The 16118-nt window shown below is 74.7% G+C and carries 9 protein-coding genes and 2 pseudogenes; 7 read left to right on the top strand and 4 right to left on the bottom strand.

What is annotated here, in order from left to right; translation table 11 throughout:
• Positions 1 to 26: 26 nt before the first annotated feature.
• Positions 27 to 2111: pseudogene (locus KSP35_RS23810) on the top strand (DUF6351 family protein); the annotation flags it as partial.
• A 185-nt stretch (positions 2112 to 2296) separates the two neighbouring features.
• Here the strand turns inward: KSP35_RS23810 and KSP35_RS00785 are convergent.
• Positions 2297 to 3151, bottom strand: coding sequence for a biotin--[acetyl-CoA-carboxylase] ligase (locus tag KSP35_RS00785; RefSeq protein ID WP_216998354.1), 855 nt, complete (start codon positions 3149 to 3151; stop codon positions 2297 to 2299).
• An 89-nt stretch (positions 3152 to 3240) separates the two neighbouring features.
• On the opposite strand from KSP35_RS00785, the gene KSP35_RS00780 reads away from it, so the two are divergent.
• The gene (locus KSP35_RS00780; RefSeq protein WP_216998353.1) at positions 3241 to 5052 is read left to right on the top strand and encodes an acetyl-CoA carboxylase biotin carboxylase subunit; all 1812 of its coding nucleotides are present in this window, start codon (positions 3241 to 3243) and stop codon (positions 5050 to 5052) included.
• 129 nt (positions 5053 to 5181) lie between these two features.
• Here KSP35_RS00780 and KSP35_RS23805 read toward each other — a convergent pair whose 3' ends face one another.
• From KSP35_RS23805 to KSP35_RS00770, 3 genes and pseudogenes are all read right to left on the bottom strand, one after another.
• Positions 5182 to 6018, bottom strand: coding sequence for an NAD(P)/FAD-dependent oxidoreductase (locus KSP35_RS23805; RefSeq protein ID WP_254126918.1), 837 nt, complete (start codon positions 6016 to 6018; stop codon positions 5182 to 5184).
• 118 nt (positions 6019 to 6136) lie between these two features.
• Positions 6137 to 6544 (bottom strand): annotated as a pseudogene (locus KSP35_RS23800) (FAD-dependent oxidoreductase); the annotation flags it as partial.
• Positions 6545 to 6587: 43 nt separating this feature from the next.
• Positions 6588 to 7385, bottom strand: coding sequence for an HAD hydrolase family protein (locus KSP35_RS00770; protein WP_216998352.1), 798 nt, complete (start codon positions 7383 to 7385; stop codon positions 6588 to 6590).
• 130 nt (positions 7386 to 7515) lie between these two features.
• On the opposite strand from KSP35_RS00770, the gene KSP35_RS00765 reads away from it, so the two are divergent.
• From KSP35_RS00765 to KSP35_RS00745, 5 genes are all read left to right on the top strand, one after another.
• Positions 7516 to 7848 (top strand): hypothetical protein, encoded by a 333-nt coding sequence (locus KSP35_RS00765; RefSeq protein WP_216998351.1) that lies wholly within the window; start codon positions 7516 to 7518, stop codon positions 7846 to 7848.
• Complete coding sequence (locus KSP35_RS00760; RefSeq protein ID WP_216998350.1) at positions 7845 to 9686, top strand: hypothetical protein; 1842 nt, start codon at positions 7845 to 7847, stop codon at positions 9684 to 9686. The genes KSP35_RS00765 and KSP35_RS00760 overlap by 4 nt, the downstream gene beginning before the upstream one ends.
• 110 nt (positions 9687 to 9796) lie before the next feature.
• The gene (locus KSP35_RS00755; protein WP_216998349.1) at positions 9797 to 14032 is read left to right on the top strand and encodes an FtsK/SpoIIIE domain-containing protein; all 4236 of its coding nucleotides are present in this window, start codon (positions 9797 to 9799) and stop codon (positions 14030 to 14032) included.
• Between the two features lie 66 nt (positions 14033 to 14098).
• Positions 14099 to 15640 (top strand): alpha/beta hydrolase, encoded by a 1542-nt coding sequence (locus KSP35_RS00750; RefSeq protein ID WP_216998348.1) that lies wholly within the window; start codon positions 14099 to 14101, stop codon positions 15638 to 15640.
• Positions 15641 to 15701: 61 nt separating this feature from the next.
• Positions 15702 to 16109 carry a hypothetical protein gene (locus KSP35_RS00745; RefSeq protein WP_216998347.1) on the top strand — a complete coding sequence of 136 codons (408 nt, stop codon included), beginning with the start codon at positions 15702 to 15704 and terminating at the stop codon, positions 16107 to 16109.
• The last annotated feature ends 9 nt before the right edge of the window (positions 16110 to 16118 follow it).

The following is a 16118-nucleotide window of genomic DNA, read 5'->3' as shown; positions in this document are numbered from 1 at the left end:
ACCGGCTGCCACCGCCGTCGTGAACAATGGCGGCGATGGCTGCTCGACGCTCCCGCACCGGCCCCGTGGTCGTCCTCCTGCTCGCGATGGCCGTGCTGGCCGCCTCGTGCACCTCTGACCAGGGCGCCGACACCCCGTCGACCACCACCTCGCGCTCGAGCGGCGGCCCCACCACGTCGACCACCACCCCCGACGGCTCGAGCGACCCGGGCACCGGCGACGAGTCGCCCGTGCAGGACGGGGTGCGCATCGAGGTCCTGTCCAGCCAGCCCGACCGCGCCTCGGGCCCCGATGCCCGCATCCGGGTCACGCCGGCCAAGGGCCAGTCGGTCGGCGACCTGCGGCTGAAGCTGGGCGACACCGACATCACCAGCCAGCTCCGCGAGTCCGACGGCCACCTCGAGGGCGTCATCACCGGCCTCGTCGAGGGCACCAACACCCTGACCGCCAACGGGCCGGACGGCACCGTCACGCAGCGCGTCACCACGTTCCCGCTCACCGGCCCCATGATCTCGGGCCCGCACCTGCCCCTGCTGGCCTGCTCCACCGAGGAGAACGGCCTGGGAGCGCCCACCGACGCCGACTGCAGCGCTCCCACGAAGGTCTCGTGGAAGTACCTCACGAAGGCCGGCGAGGTGAAGGACCTGGCCAAGCCCACCGACCGCCCGGCCGACCTGGCCACCACGTCGGTCCGCGGCGGCAAGCAGGTGCCGGCCATCGTCCGCTACGAGCGCGGCGTCATCAACCGCTCGATCTACGAGGTCGCCAGCCTCGACCCCGACCCGGCCGCAGGCACCGACGGCCCCGCCACCGGCCCGACCGCCTGGAACCAGCGCCTGATCTACCGGTTCGGCGACGGGTGCGGCACCACGTTCGGCCAGGGCTCCGCTGCGACCGAAGCGCTCGACCCGGCCTACCTGCGGCAGGGCTACGCGGTGGCCACGGCGTCGTTCAACACCGGCGCCGTGCAGTGCAACGACGTGCTCTCGGCCGAGACCACGATGATGGTCAAGGAGCGGGTGGTCGAGGAGTTCGGCGAGCTCGACGACACCATCGGCGAGGGCACCGGCAACGGGGCCGCCCAGCTCCACCTGCTCGCCCAGAACTACCCGGGCCTGGTCGACGCCATCGTCGCCCTCGACCCGTTCCCGGACGTGCTCAGCACCCTGGCCGGCGCCACCGACTGCATCCTGCTCGACCACTACTACCGCAGCGCCGCCGGCAAGGCCCTCACGCCCGCCCAGCGCACGGCGGTCAACGGCCACGCCACCCCGTCCACCTGCGAGCAGTGGGAGGCGGGCTACGGCGGCCTCCTCGACCCGACCGACGGCTGCGACCCCAAGATCGCCGCCAGCGCCATCTACGACGCCGCCACCAACCCCGGCGGCCTGCGCTGCACCATCCAGGACGCCAACGCCAACCAGTTCGGCCGGGACGGCGCCGGCCAGGTCCAGCGCCCGCTCGACAACGTCGGCCTCCAGTACGGGCTCGAGGCGGTCAAGGCCGGCACCATCTCCTTCGACCAGTTCCTCGCCCTGAACACCGCCATCGGCGGCTTCGACCGAGACGGCGCCATCACGCCCGAGCGCACCGAGACCTCGCCGCAGGCCGCGGCGACCGCCTACGAGAACGGCCGGATCTCCTCCGGCGTCGGCGACCAGCTCAAGATCCCGATCATCGACGTCGACCTCTGGTCCGACAAGGACGGCGACGTGCGTGACCGGTTCCGCGCCTTCTCGCTGCGCGACCGCCTCACCTTCGGGGCGCCGGCCGAAGCGGCCCCCGGATTCCAGATCTGGACGCGCGACCCCGCCCACCTGCCGGCCGGCGGGGCCGGGCCGGAGGCGGTGGCCGTCGTCGCCGAGTGGCTCGACGCCATCGCCGAAGGTGGCCGGGGCGGCAGCCGGCAAGAGGTGCTCGGCGCCACCCGACCCGACGACGCGGTCGACAACTGCCTCCCCGCCGGGGCCAAGGCACCCCTCGGCAAGGTCGGCATCTACGACGCCAAGGGCCCGTGCAAGGACGACTACCCCATCAGCGGCGACCCCCGGATCGCCGCTGGTGCGCCCCGCAGCGACGACGTCGTCAAGTGCCGGCTCAAGGCGGTCGATCCCACGGAGTACGGGGTCCCGCTCACCCCCGAGCAGCTGACCAAGCTCCGCGCTGTTCTCGCAGGGCGTCTGCGACTGGCAGCAGGCGGGCGACGGCCAGACCTCGCCCAGCATGACCGACCGCGACTACGGCGACGACCCGGACAACCCCGCCCTGCTCCCCTGAGCCTGCCGCTCGCCCCGGTTCAGGTGGCGCGCAGGTGGACGACGTCGCCCACCGCGAGGACCCGCCGCTCGCCTTCGATCGTCTCGACCACCAGGTGGCCCTCGGCGGTCACGTCCACCGCGGTGCCCTCCACGTCGTCGGCCCCCAGGTCGACCCGCACCCGACGGCCCAGCGTCGCGGAGCGGTCCCGCCAGCGGGCCATGACCAGGTCCCGGCCGCCGGGCCCGGAGGTCAGGTGCCGGTAGGTCCGGTCGAGCGCCCGCAGGAACGCTACGAGGAGGTCCTCCCGCGCTGGCGGGGCGTCCGGGGCGACGATGTGGTCGAGGGCGACGGCGATCGGGGCCAGGTCGGCCGGCATCGGGCCCCACGCCACGTTGATGCCGATCCCCACCACGACCACCAGCCGGTCGGCCGGCCCGGGCGGCGACCAGCCGCCGGCGACGTGGCTGCCGGTCGGCCAGTCGACCTCGGCGAGGATGCCGGCGAGCTTGCGGTCGGTCCCCGACCCGTCGCCGGGCCACACCAGGTCGTTGGGCCACTTGAGCCGTGGCGAGCGACCGGTGAGCTCTTCGACGGCCTCGGCTGCGGCGACCGCCACGGCCATGGTCGTCGCCCCCGCCTCGCCGGAGCGGGGCCGTAGCAGGACGCTCGCCATCAGCGACGCCCCCGACGGCGCCTCCCACGTGCGGCCCCGCCGGCCGCGACCGGCGGTCTGGTGGTCGGCGACCACCACGATGCCCTCGGGTTCGCCGGCTCGCGCCAGCTCCATCACATCGGCGTTGGTCGAGCCCGTCTCGGCCTCCCAGCGCACGTCGGCGAAGCGCGTCCCAGCCAGCGAAGCGGCCACCCGGGCGCTGCGAGAGGTGTCGTCCACCGGCGAAGTTGACCCTGCGACGGCGGCGCGGGGCAAGCGCGCCGCCGCAAGTTTCCGCGACCCCCTGCGCACGATCTAGACATGCACCCGTGCTCACGAAGATCCTGATCGCCAACCGGGGCGAAATCGCCGTCCGGGTCATCCGTGCCTGCCAGGAGCTGGGCATCGCCACCGTGGCGGTGTACTCCGAGCTGGACCGGGACGCCCTCCACGTGCGCCTGGCCGACGAGGCCTACGCCCTGGGCGGCTCCACCGCCGCCGAGAGCTACCTCAACACCGACAAGATCCTCGAGGTCATCGAGCGGTCCGGCGCCGACGGCGTCCACCCCGGCTACGGGTTCTTCTCGGAGAACACCGACTTCGCCCGGGCCATCACCGACCGCGGCGTCACCTTCATCGGCCCGCCGCCCGAGTCGATCGAGGTCATGGGCGACAAGGTCTCGAGCCGCATCGCCGCCGAGGCGGCCGGCGTGCACGGCGTCCCGGGCACCACCGAGTTCCTCTCGTCGGGCGACGAGGTCGTGGCCTTCGGCGACGAGCACGGCTGGCCGGTGGCCATCAAGGCCGCCTTCGGCGGCGGCGGCCGTGGCATGCGGGTGGTCGAGTCGGCCGCCGATGCCCACTCGGCCCTGGCCAGCGCCCAGTCCGAGGCGCTCAAGGGCTTCGGCCGGGACGAGTGCTACGTCGAGCGCTTCCTCGTGAAGCCCCGCCACGTCGAGATGCAGATCATCGGCGACCAGCACGGCAACTGCGTGTGGGTCGGCGAGCGCGACTGCTCCGTGCAGCGCCGCCACCAGAAGCTCATCGAGGAGTCCCCGGCCCCGAACTTCCCGGCCGAGATCCGCCAGGCCATGGGCGAGGCGGCGGTCCGCGTCGCCCAGGCCTGCGGCTACTACAACGCCGGCACCGTCGAGTTCCTCTACGACGATGGCAACTTCTACTTCCTCGAGATGAACACCCGCCTCCAGGTCGAGCACCCCGTCACCGAGCTGGTGTCGGGCATCGACCTGGTGCGCGAGCAGATCCGGGTGGCCTCGGGCGAGGTCCTCTCCTTCACCCAGGACGACATCGACCTGCGGGGCTGGGCCATCGAGGTCCGGGTCAACGCCGAGAACCCGGCCGAGGGCAAGTTCCTCCCGGCCCCCGGCAAGATCGAGAAGCTGGTCGCCCCGCAGGGCTTCGGCACCCGCTGGGACGGCGGCTACGAGTCCGGCGACGAGGTCAGCCAGTTCTACGACAACCTCGTCGGCAAGCTCATCGTCTGGGGCTCCGACCGCGACACCGCGATCGGCCGCATGAAGCGGGCCATCAACGAGTTCGTCATCGACGGCATCGACACCACGCTGCCGGCCCAGCTCGTGATCCTCGACCACCCCGACTTCGTGGCCGGCGAGCACTCCACCAACTGGGTCGACAACGGCACCCTCGACCTCACCGGGGTCACCGGGCGCCTGGGCGGCCCGGACCTGGCGGCGCCCGAGGGCGACGACGCCGAGGCCGAGCCCAAGGTCCGCCGCGACGTCGACGTCGAGGTCAACGGCAAGCGCTTCGCCGTGGCCATGTGGGTCCCGGAGTCGGCGCTGGCCGCTGCCGGGCCCGCTGCGGGCGGTGGCGTGGCCGCCAAGCCTCGCAGCCGTCGGGCCGGCGGGTCCGGTGGCGGCGCAGCGGGCACCGGCGCCATCGCCGTGCCGATGCAGGGCACCATCGTGAAGGTCGAGGTGGCCGTCGGCGACACCGTGGCCGTCGGCCAGGTCGTCTGCGTGCTCGAGGCCATGAAGATGGAGAACAACGTGGCCTCCGACGTCGCCGGCGTGGTGGCCGAGGTCAAGGTCGAGCCCGGCCAGGCCGTGGGCGCCGGCGACGTCGCCGTCGTCATCACCCCCGAGGCCGCTGCCGAGTAGCACGCACCCGAGGCGATTGGCGCCGATTCTGCGCAGAATCGGCGCCGATCGGCTCGCACCCGTCGTCGGCGGGTCGAGCACCGTCGTCGAACGGGGTCGGTGGTCGGGCGACCACGGCGGGCGACGCCCCTATTCGGCGGCGTCGCTGAGCGCTTCGGCCAGCGCCGGGTGCACGAGGATGCTCTCGGCCAGGTCGATCACCTTGAGCCCGGCCGTCACGGCCAGGGCGATCACCGAGATCAGCTCGGCGGCGTGCTGGCCCACGATCGAGCCGCCCAGCACGACCCCGGTGGCGGGGTCGGACACGATCTTCACGAAGCCACGCGGGTCGTCGTTGATCAGCGCCTTGGCCGAGGCCGAGAACGGGACCTTGGTCACCCGGACCTTCCGGCCCACGGCGAAGGCATCGGCCTCGGCCAGGCCCACGTCCGCGATCTCGGGATCGGTGAAGATCGCCGAGGCGGCCTTCTCGTAGTCCAGGTGGCGGTGGGGGCCGGCGTGGAGCCCGAGGGCGTGCTCGGCGATCTTGCGGCCCTGCATGGACGCCACCGAGGACAGCGGCAGCTTCCCGGACAGGTCGCCGGCGGCGTAGACGTGGCTCAGCGTCGAGCGGCAGTTGTGGTCGACCACCACGTAGCCGCCGTCGAGCTCGATGCCCAGGTCCTCCAGGCCCATGCCCTCGGAGTTGGGCATGGAGCCGATGCACAGCAGGACGTGGGACCCGGTCGCCACCCGGCCGTCGTCGCAGCGGACCGACACGGCGTCGGCGGTGAGGTCGATGCCCTCGGCGCGGGCGCCCTTGAACAACCGCACCCCCCGCTTGATGAAGTCGTCCTCCAGCACGGCCGCCACCTCGGGGTCCTTCTGCGGCAGCACCTGCTGGCGGCTCACGATCAGGGTCACCTTGGCGCCGAACGCCGAGAACATGTGCACGAACTCCACGCCCGTGACGCCCGAGCCCACCACGATCAGGTGCTCCGGCAGCTCCGGCGGCGGGTACGCGTCCGCGGGTCGTGAGGACGCGCTGCCCGTCGATCGGCGCCCACTCCGGGATGCGGGGCCGGCTGCCGGTGGACAGCACGATCGTGTCGGCGGCGATGACCTCGCTGGTGCCGTCGGCCGACGTGACCTCCACCTCGTGGGGGCCGACCAGGCGACCGGTGCCCGCCATCAGCCGCACGCCCTGGCTCTGCAGCAGCCCCGTGACCGAGGACTCCAACCGGTCTTCGATGCCGGCGATGCGGGTGCGGAGGGCCTCGAAGTCCGGTTCGGCGTGGACCTGCTTGAGCCCCATGCCGGCCGCCCGGCGCATCTCGGTCATGGCCCCGCCGGTGGCGATCATCGCCTTGGACGGGATGCAGTCCCACAGGTGGGCGGCACCGCCCACGACGTCACGCTCGACGAGGGTGACCTCGGCGCCGAGGCGGGCGGCCGTGGTGGCCGCCTGGTTCCCGGCCGGTCCACCACCGATGACGACGAAGCGCTGAGCCATGGTTCGCAGGCTACCGACGCCTGCCGGAGGCCCGGACCGGCGCTCAGCCGAGGTCGGCGGAGCGGCGGATGGCCTCGGCGGCGCCGTCGTCGTCGACGTGGCCGACGGTGAGGCGGGCGGCGGCGATCAGCTCCGGTTCGGCGTTGGCCATGGCCACGCCCCACCCGACCGCCTGGACCGCCGACAGGTCGTTGTGGCCGTCGCCGACCATCATCACCCGGTCCATGCCGACACCGAGGTCGGCGGCGATCTCGGCGATCCCGCCCGCCTTCGAGACCCCCTCCAGGGTGATGGAGACGAACGCCGCGTCGGCCATGACCGGCGAGGTCGCGGCCGAGGCGGCGCAGCCGGGAGGAGCGGCCGCCAGGGCGACGCCGGCCTCGGCGATGGGCACCACGAACTGCACCCGGACCACCGGGTCGACCAGGTCCGAGACCGGCCGGCGCACCGCCGGGAGCCCGAGGAGGGCGGCGTGGCGGGCGGCGAGCGGGTCGTCGCTGTCGACCACGTAGTCGTCCCAGGAGTAGGTCTCGAGCACCCAGCCACGCTCGCCGGCGATGGCGGTGCAGGCATCGATGACCTCGGCGCCGAGCGCGTGGGTGCGGACCTCGTCGGTGGCCGGGTTCCACCGGGCGGCTCCGGTGTGGAAGCTGTGCCAGCCCTCGGGGTCGAGCCGCGCCGCCCACTCCCGCGTGGGCCCGGCCGCCAGGCGGGCCGTGCACAGCGTGAGGCGCTGGCCCCGCTCCCGAGCCTCGGCGGCGGCCGCCCACAGCACCTCCGTCGGGGCACCCGTGGACCCCACCAGGGTCCCGTCGACGTCGAGGCAGATCAGCGGCAGCACCGGGGCGACGCTACGCGCCGACGCACGGCGCCCCCGCATCGCCGCGATCCCACCTCAAAAGCACCTTTCATTGCTTTTCCGTGTTCTTCCTCCTAGGTTCGGCGAACCCGCCGCCGACTGAGGAGACCCCGTGCCCACCGCTGCCCCGTTGTCCCCCGACCACCATCGCACCCTCGGCCTCGACCCGGACCGCGCCGAGGTCGCAGCCCGTGCCCTCGACGACCTCGCCGAGGACCTGCGTGGCGCGGCCCGCACCCAGCACGGCCGGACCGCGGTCGTCACCAGCGACTGGAAGGGCCCGAGCCGCCGCTGGTTCGACCGCCACGACGCCGAGGTGGCCGGCGAGCTCCGGAGCGGTGCCCGCGCCGCCGCGAGCGCCGCGACCGCCATCCGCGCCGAGGTCCGGGCCGCCGTCGAGCGCCAGCTGCCCGTGGTGCCCTGGACCGGATGGCACCTGCCGTGAGCGACACCTCCGCCCGCCCCGACCTGCTCCAGGACCACGCCCGCGCCACCGCCGCCACCGCACGGACGTTGCGGGCCGCCGCCGACCGCGCCGCCGCCGCCGTCACCGCCCACCTGACCAGCGGCGGTGCGCCGGACGCCGTCGTCGCCGTCCGCCGGTGCCAGACCGCCGCCGACCACCTGGCCGAGCTGGCCGCCGGCGTGGACCAGGTCGGCCGGGCCTTCCGGGCCGCCGACACGGGTGCCGGCGACGGGATCCTCGGCGCCGGTGGCCTCGTCACCACGACCGACCGCGCCGTGGCCACCGCCCTCGAGCTCTGCGGCAACGTCGACCCGGAGCTGCTGTCGCCGACGCAGGAGGAGGCCGGCCGGTCCTGGGGCACCGGGCTGCGCACCCTCGACCTGCCCGACCAGCTCGCCGCCCTCGCCGAGGTCACCGGCCTCGACGGGTACGGGCCGGCGTTCGCCGCAGGTGCCCTCGAGGCGCTCCGGGCCGACGGCATGGCCGCCCTCGGCGCCGCCCTCCGCACCGCGACCGGCCGGCACGCCGTCTCGCTCACCCGCGCCGACGCCGGGTTCGCCGACCTGGCGCAGCTGCTCGTCGATGCGGCACCCCACCGGCTCGACCTCGGCTTGTTCCAGGCCCTCGGTCGGTCGGCAGCAGGTCGAGACACCCTCCGACAGCTGGTCATCGACGCCCCCGACCTCCCGACCGCTGCCATCGTGGCCGTCGCCACGGCGCTGCTGGGCCGGCACCGCGGCGTCGACGACGACCGCACCGGCCACCCGGCCGAGCTGCTCGCCGACCGGCTCGAACGCCGGGGCGTCGCCTACCTGCCCGACCTCGGGGCCCTGCAGCTGCTCGCCCGGGACCACCGGGCCGCCTTCACCTGGGCCACCGCCGACGGCCCCGAGCGCTCGCCGCTCACGCCCAACCTGGCGCGCCGCCAGGCGCCCGAGCTCGGCGCGCTCGGCGGCATCCTCGACGGCGTCTTCGTCGAGTCGGTGCGCCGGGGCTGGGCCGAGCCCGGCCTCCAGGGGCAGGCCGATCTGCCGGGGACGATCCAGGCGGTGGCCGGGGCGAAGGGCTCCGACCGGTTCTCCCTCGCCCTGGCCGACGTGATGGGCGCCAACCCCGACCCGTTCCGCTCCATGGGCGCCGCCGGCGCCTACCGGGTGGAGCTCGCCCCGAGCCTGGTGAACTACCTCGCCGCGGTCGCACGCTCCGAGACCGCACTCCGCCGAGCGGCGGGCGCCGCCTTCACCGGGTACCTGGACGAGGCCTCGCGGGTGCTCGCCCGCCAGGGGCCGGCGACCCCCATCGACGACCTGCTCGGCGAGCTCGCCGACGCCCACGGCGTGCTGGTGGCGCTCGAGCGAGGTGCCGTCCGCGCCGGCACCCACCACGACGCATCCCTCGACACCGCCATCGCGTTGGGCGGCACCGCGGCGTCGGCCCTGGCCGGTGCCGCGTCGTCCGCAGCCGGCTCCCTGCTCGGCCCCCTGGCACCGGTGGTCGGAGCCGGCGGGCGCCAGGTTGCCCAGCGGGGCGCGGCGCGTGCAGCCGAGCGCTGGGTCGACACCTACGACCACCGGGGCGACGGCGTCGTGCGAGCCACGCCCCGGGTGGAGCCCTACCTGGTGGCCCTGGCCATGGCCGGCGACCGGACGTGGGCGCCGCTGCTGGTGGAGCCGGACGTGCTCGCTGGCCTCGACGTGGCCGGGTCCGACGCCGACCTGCGCCGGTTCCGAGCCTGGGTCGACAGCCAGCCCCCGGAGGTCGCCGCCCGCCTCGACCGGGTGGCCGAGCTGGCGCCCCTCGGGACGGGAGGTCCCTGACCTGCGGCGACGGCCCTATCGTTGGCCCTCGCCGCCCTCCACCCCCGAACGGCCTGCCTGCCCATGCTCCTGCGCCCACCGGCTCCGCCCTGCCCCACCGTGGAGGTGCCGTGCACGTCGTCGTGACCGCGGGCGGCACCGAGCGGGAGGCCGAGCTGGTGCTCGACGACGCCGACGCCACCGTCGGCGACCTGCTCGCCGTCGTGGCGCCGGGCCGGGCCGACGCCCCGGTGCTCGTCGACGGGCGCCCGGTCCTGGTCGACCACCGGCTCGACGAGATCGGCCTCGTGGAGGGGGCCCGGCTCGACCTGGGCCCGGCCGCCTCGCCACCGCCGGTGGCCCTGCCCGCCGGCCAGGTCGTCGCCGTGGTGGGCGGGATCGACGCCGGCCGCTCGGTGGCCCTGGCTCCCGGCCTGCCGGTCGCGGTGGGGCGGCACCCCGATGGCCAGCTCGTCCTCCAGGACCCGTCGGTGTCGGCCCGCCACGCCCGCCTGGAGGTCACCCCGGACGGCCGGGTCCTGGTGAGCGACCTCGGCTCCTCGAACGGCACGGTGGTCGACGGCGTCGTCGTCGCCGGGCCCACCGAGGTCCCGGCCGGATCGATCGTCGGCGTCGGCGAGACCCAGCTCCAGGTGCGCGCCGCCTCGGCCGACGACCGCCCGGTCGGCAGCCGCCGGGCCGGCGTCGGCGGGGTGGTGCCGTTCAACCGGCCACCCCGCCCGGCCGTGCCCGAGGCCCGCCCGCTCCGCGCCGCGCCGGACGCCCCGGGCGAAGGCGGGCGCCGGACCCCCTTCAACGTCGCCATGGTGGTCGCGCCCCTGGTGATGGGCGGCGTGATGATCGCCATCACCGGCGAGCCCCGCTTCGCCCTGTTCATCATGTTGAGCCCGGTCATGGCGGTCGGCAGCTGGTGGTCGCAGCGCCGCCAGGCCAAGAAGGATTCCAAGACCACCACCCGTGAGCACCGGGCCGCCATCGAGGCGCTCGACCGCGACCTGCGAGACGACGCCGAGGCCGAGCGCCGGCGCCGGGCCGCCGCCCTGCCCGACCCCGCCGAGGTCGTGCGCCGCGCCCTGCTGCCCAGCGTGAAGCTGTGGGAGCGGCGCCCCGCCCACGCCGACGTCCTCCTCCTGCGAGCCGGCCTCGGCGCCGTCCCCTGGAGCGGGGTGGAGGCCTCGCCGTCGGCCGAGCACCCGTTGCTCGCCGAGGTCCGGGCCCGCCACGACGTGCTGCGCCGCTGCCCGGTGGAGGTCGACCTGTCCGGCGGCGGGGTCGTGGGGATCGTCGGCCACCGCGAGACCGCCCTCGCCGTGGCCCGCTCCCTGCTGTGCCAGGCGGTCGTGGGCCAGGGCCCGGCCGACCTCCCGGTCGCGGTGTGCACCTCGGAGGCGCACGCCGCCTCGTGGGACTGGGCCAAGTGGCTGCCCCACGTGCGAGACCCCGCCGGCGCGTTCCGCCTGCTGGCCGGCGACCGCGACACCGCCGACTCCCTGCTCGGCGCCATGCTCGCCGCCACCGACGACGATCCCCGGGCCTACCGGCCGCGAGACGAGGCCGCCGGCCCCAGCCGGCTGCTGGTGCTCGACGACATCACCCTGCTCGAAGGGCGCAAGGCCCCGGCCCGCACCCTGCTCGCCGGCACCTCGGGCCGCTGCGCGGGCATCGTCCTGGCTCCCACCGAGGACCAGCTCCCGGCGGTGTGCAACACCGTCATCGTCGCCCCCGAGCCGGGCGGCATCATCGAGGTGCGGCGCCCCTTCGAGGGCGTGCGCCTGACCGGGGTCGTCCCCGCCGGCATCTCGGTGCCCGTCGCCCGCGAGGTGGCCCGGGCCCTGGCCCGCTGGGAGGACCCGGAGCTGTCGGTGGCCGGGGCCGGCCTGCCGGCGATGGTCCGCCTGCTCCCGCTGCTCGGCCTCGACGACCCCGACCCTGCGGCCATCCTCGAGCGCTGGTCTGCCAACCCCGTCGACCCGCCCCCGGCCACGCCCATCGGCATGGGCGAACGCGGCGCGGTGGTCATCGACCTGGCCACCGACGGCCCGCACACCCTCATCGGCGGGACCACCGGCTCGGGGAAGTCCGAGCTGCTGCGCTCCCTGGTGGCGGGCCTGGCGGCCGGCAACGACCCGGACCACCTGGTCTTCGTCCTCGTCGACTACAAGGGCGGCTCGGCGTTCGACGAGTGCGCCCGGCTGCCCCACACCGTTGGCATGGTGACCGACCTCGACGAGTCGCTCGGCGAGCGGGCCCTGCGGTCGCTCGAGGCCGAGCTCCGCCGCCGCGAGCGGGTGCTCCGCGAGGCCGGCACCCAGGACCTCCCCGCCTACCTCGCCGCCCGCTCCCCGCTCGGCCCGCTCCCCCGCCTGGTGGTGGTGGTCGACGAGTTCGCCACCCTCGCCACCGAGCTCCCGGACTTCCTGGGCGCGCTGGTGGGCGTGGCCCAGCGGGGCCGCAGCCTCGGCGTCCACCTGGTGCTCGCCACCCAGCGGCCCCAGGGCGCGGTCAACGCCAACATCAAGGCCAACACCAACCTGCGCATCGCCCTGCGGGTCCAGGACCAGCAGGACTCCACCGACATCATCGACCGCCCGGACGCCGCTTCCATCAGCCGAACCACGCCGGGCCGGGCCCAGGTCCGCAGCGGGCCGGGCGAGGTGGAGGCCGTGCAGACCGCGCTCTCCACGGCGGGCGCCCCTGGTGGCCCGGCCCGCCCGGTGCGCGCCCTGCCCTTCCCGTTCGGCCCCAGCCCCGTGCGCATGGCGCCCTCCGGAGAGGGCGACGATCGGCCGAGCGACCTCCACCTGCTCGTCGAGGCCCTGATCGCCGCCGTGCAGCGCCAGGGCCACCCCGAGCCGGTCCGCCCCTGGCTGCCCATGCTCGACGACGAGCTCCCGTTCGAGGCCGTGCTCGCCGCGGCCGCCGAGCAGCCCGACGCCGACCCCGGGGTGCTCACCTTCGCCCTGGCCGACGAGCCGGACCACCAGCGCCAGGTCCCGGTGGGCTGGCGCCTGGCCGACGGGCACCTGGTCATCAGCGGCATGGTCGGCAGTGGCACGTCGACCACGCTGCTCTCGGTGGGGCGCGCCCTGGCCGAGCGGTGGACCGCGGATGACCTCCACCTCTACGGCATCGACTTCGGCGCCGGCTCGCTCGCCCCCCTGGCCCACCTCCCGAACACCGGGTCGGTGATCGGCGCCGTCGACCGGGAGGGCCAGATCCGCCTGGTGCGCCACCTCCGCGCCGAGCTCGACCGCCGGCGCGGCCTGGCCCCGGCCGAACAGGCCGCCGAGCCGCGCGTGGTGGTCCTCATCGACGGCGCCGCCGGCTTCCTGGCCGAGCACGAGGCCGGCATGACCACCGAGGTCATGGATGCCCTGCGCCGCCTGTTCGGCGAGGGCCCCGGCGTCGGGATCCTGTTCGCGGTAGCCGGCGAGCGGATGAACGCCCTCCCCCAGCGGGTCTCGGGCACCATCGACCAGCGCATCGTCCTGCGCCTGCCCGACCCCGTCGACTACTCCCAGATCGGCGTGCGCCTCCGAGAGGCCCCCAAGATCCCGCCTGGCCGGGGCTGGCACAGCAACGGCCCGCTGGTGCTCCAGGTCGGCCACCCGGGCGACCTGGAGGCGGTGGGCAGCCGCCTCGCCGACCGCCAGGGACCGGCCACCCGCCCGCCCCGCCCCATGGGCTCGCTGCCCGTCGACGTGTCCGTCGCCCAGCTCGGCGAGGCCGGCGCCCACCTCGTGGTCGGCCCCCTCGTCGAGGTGCCCATCGGCATCGGCGACACCGAGCTGGCCCCCGCGTTCCTCCGCTTGCACCGGGGCGACCACGCGGTGGTTGCCGGCCCGGCGCGCAGCGGCAAGACCAGCGCGCTCGTGGCCATCGCCACCCAGCTGGCGGCCCACGACGGCGTCATCACCGTCGCCGTCTGCGACGAGGGCTCGCCCTTGCGGGACGTGCCGGGCCTCGATGCCCACGGCACGGTCGAGTTCCTCGCCGAGGTCCTGCGGGCCGCCCCCGGCGACACCCGCCCGTGGTTCGTGTTCGTCGACGACGCCATCCGCGTGCCCGATCACGAGGGCGTGCTCAGCAGCCTCTTCACCTCCGGTCGGGCCGACCTGCACGTGCTGGTGGCCGCCCGCTGCGAGGAGCTGCGGTCGACGCTCACCCACTGGACCCGGCCGGCCCGCGCCGGCCGCACGGGCCTGCTCATCCAGCCCGACCTGCAGCTCGACGCCGACATCTTCACCACGCGCCTGCCCCGGCAGCTGGCCAGCGCCCTCCGCCCGGGGCGCGGCTTCGTGGTCACCAGCGGCGAGCTCGAGCTCGCCCAGCTGGCCCGGGCCTGAGGCGCACTGCCGGTTGGGCACCGCGCCCCAATGCCCGGGGCCGCCGCCATCCCTAGCGTCGGCCAGGTGACCGACCTCATCGCTGCGGTGCCCGCCACCCTCCGGGCCTACACCGATGCCGCCACGCGCGCGGGAGGCCTCGCCGACGATGCGCTCGACGCCTACGCCACCGCCTGGTCGACCTTCGCCTCCGCCACCATGGTCCCGGCCCGCAGCGTCCCGGCCAGCAAGGACGCCGCCGTCCGCCACCTGCTGCTCGGCCTCGACTCGCTCGACCGCCAGCCGCTCGCCTTCGCCGAAGCCCTCGAGCGCCTCGACGCCAACCACGACGGCGTGCTCTCCACCGACGACTGCACCAGCGCCGAGCTGGTGAGCCTCTACGTCCAGGAGCGGGTCAAGGACCCCAACGCCAGCGTCGATGCCATCCTCGCCCGGGCCACGCTGGTCCAGCGCACCGGCCAGGAGCTGGTCACCGTCATCGACCCCGGCGTGGGCCGCCCCCGGGTGGTCAGCCTCAACCTCAAGGCGCTCGGCCCGCTCGAGGGCGTCAGCCCCGAGGACCTGCAGGAGATCCTGAAGGCCTACGGCCTCACCGGCGAGAACGGCGGGCCGGTCCACTTCGTGGTCCACGGCTGGACCGGGAGCTCCGACGGCGCGGCCAAGAGCACCGCCGACCTGTACGCCCAGCAGGGCGTCAACAACGCCACCGTGGTGGCCGTCGACTGGGACGCCGGCAACGGCGGCGACAAGCCGCCCGGTTGGGTGGCCGTCGTCTCGCCCCTGGGCTGGCTGGCCGGCATGGGCGCCGACAAGGCCGACGACTTCGAGGACGCCGAGGGCCAGGCCAAGAAGGTCGGCGACGACCTCTCGAAGGTGTTCACCGCCCTCGCCCAGGCCAACCCCACCGCCAACGTGGCCGTCACCGCCCACAGCCTGGGCAACCACGTCGCCCTCCGGGCCCTGACCCAGATGCAGGACCCCTACGACCCGGTGACCTGCCAGAAGATCCCGTTCTCGGTGGACTACACCGGGATCGAGCCGGCGATCCCCCGCACCGCGCCGCTGCTGGACCCCGACCACTACGGCGCCCTGGTGGGGCCCCGCATCAAGCACCTGTCGATGAGCATCAACAACGCCGACAAGGCCCTCCTGGCCTACGAGGCCCGCCCTTGGGGCGACGGGTCCTTCGACGGCGAGGCCCTCGGCGACGAGGCCGCCGACAGCCAGATGATCACGTACATCACCAGCATCCGCGAGCAGACCGGCGCCGGCTCCACCACGATCATCGACCAGAACTCCAGCTCCGGCAGCGGCCACCTCGGCATCGACCCGGGGAAGGACGACGCCGGCCTGGTCCGGTCCTTCTACCAGGAGCAGATCGACCGGATCACCGACCCGACCGTGCACGGCACCAGCCCCCAGACCATCGCCCGCAACTACATCCACGACCAGTTCCCCGACGGCCTCGACGACCGCATCTTCGAGACCAAGGGGATCCGCGAGTACCTGGACCGCTGCCAGGAGCAGCACGTTGCGCCCACCGAGGCCGACATGGCCAGGATCGCCATGGAGGAGCTGCAGAAGGATCCCGGGATGGTCTTCGACTGATCCGTCGTTGGGGCGCGCGCCCCGATGACGCGGCGGGCCGGCCCGCCGTACGGTCGACCCCATGTCGCACCCGCCTCTCGACCCCTACGCCGGCCAGGGGCCGGTGCACCCCGGGGCCGAGCCCCAGTTCCCCTTCGCCGAGGCCCAGGCGGCGCTCACCGCCATCCAGGGGCTGCTCGACCAGCTCATGGCCCTCGACAACAGCCGGACCAGCGCCGCCGGCGACATGCTGGCCACGTCGTCGGGTTCCAGCATCACCAACTTCCGGACCCGCAACGACGAGCTCAGCACCGGCCTCACCAACTCGTGGGGGCAGCGGGGCTCCGCACTCCAGATGGACGCCCAGTGGGTGCGCGACGCCATCGCCCAGGCCCACACCGCCCACCAGCAGTGGAAGACCCAGCTCGACGCCCACGACCGCTGGATCCGGGACCACCCCGGCGTGCCACCGACCCAGGGACCCCGTTGAGGCCGAAGC

It is taken from the genome of Aquihabitans sp. G128, assembly GCF_019048865.1.
In the GTDB taxonomy this organism is placed as follows: Bacteria; Actinomycetota; Acidimicrobiia; order Acidimicrobiales; family Iamiaceae; genus Aquihabitans.
Note: the sequence above shows the minus strand (reverse complement) of the source record. Positions and strands in the feature narration are given on the sequence as shown.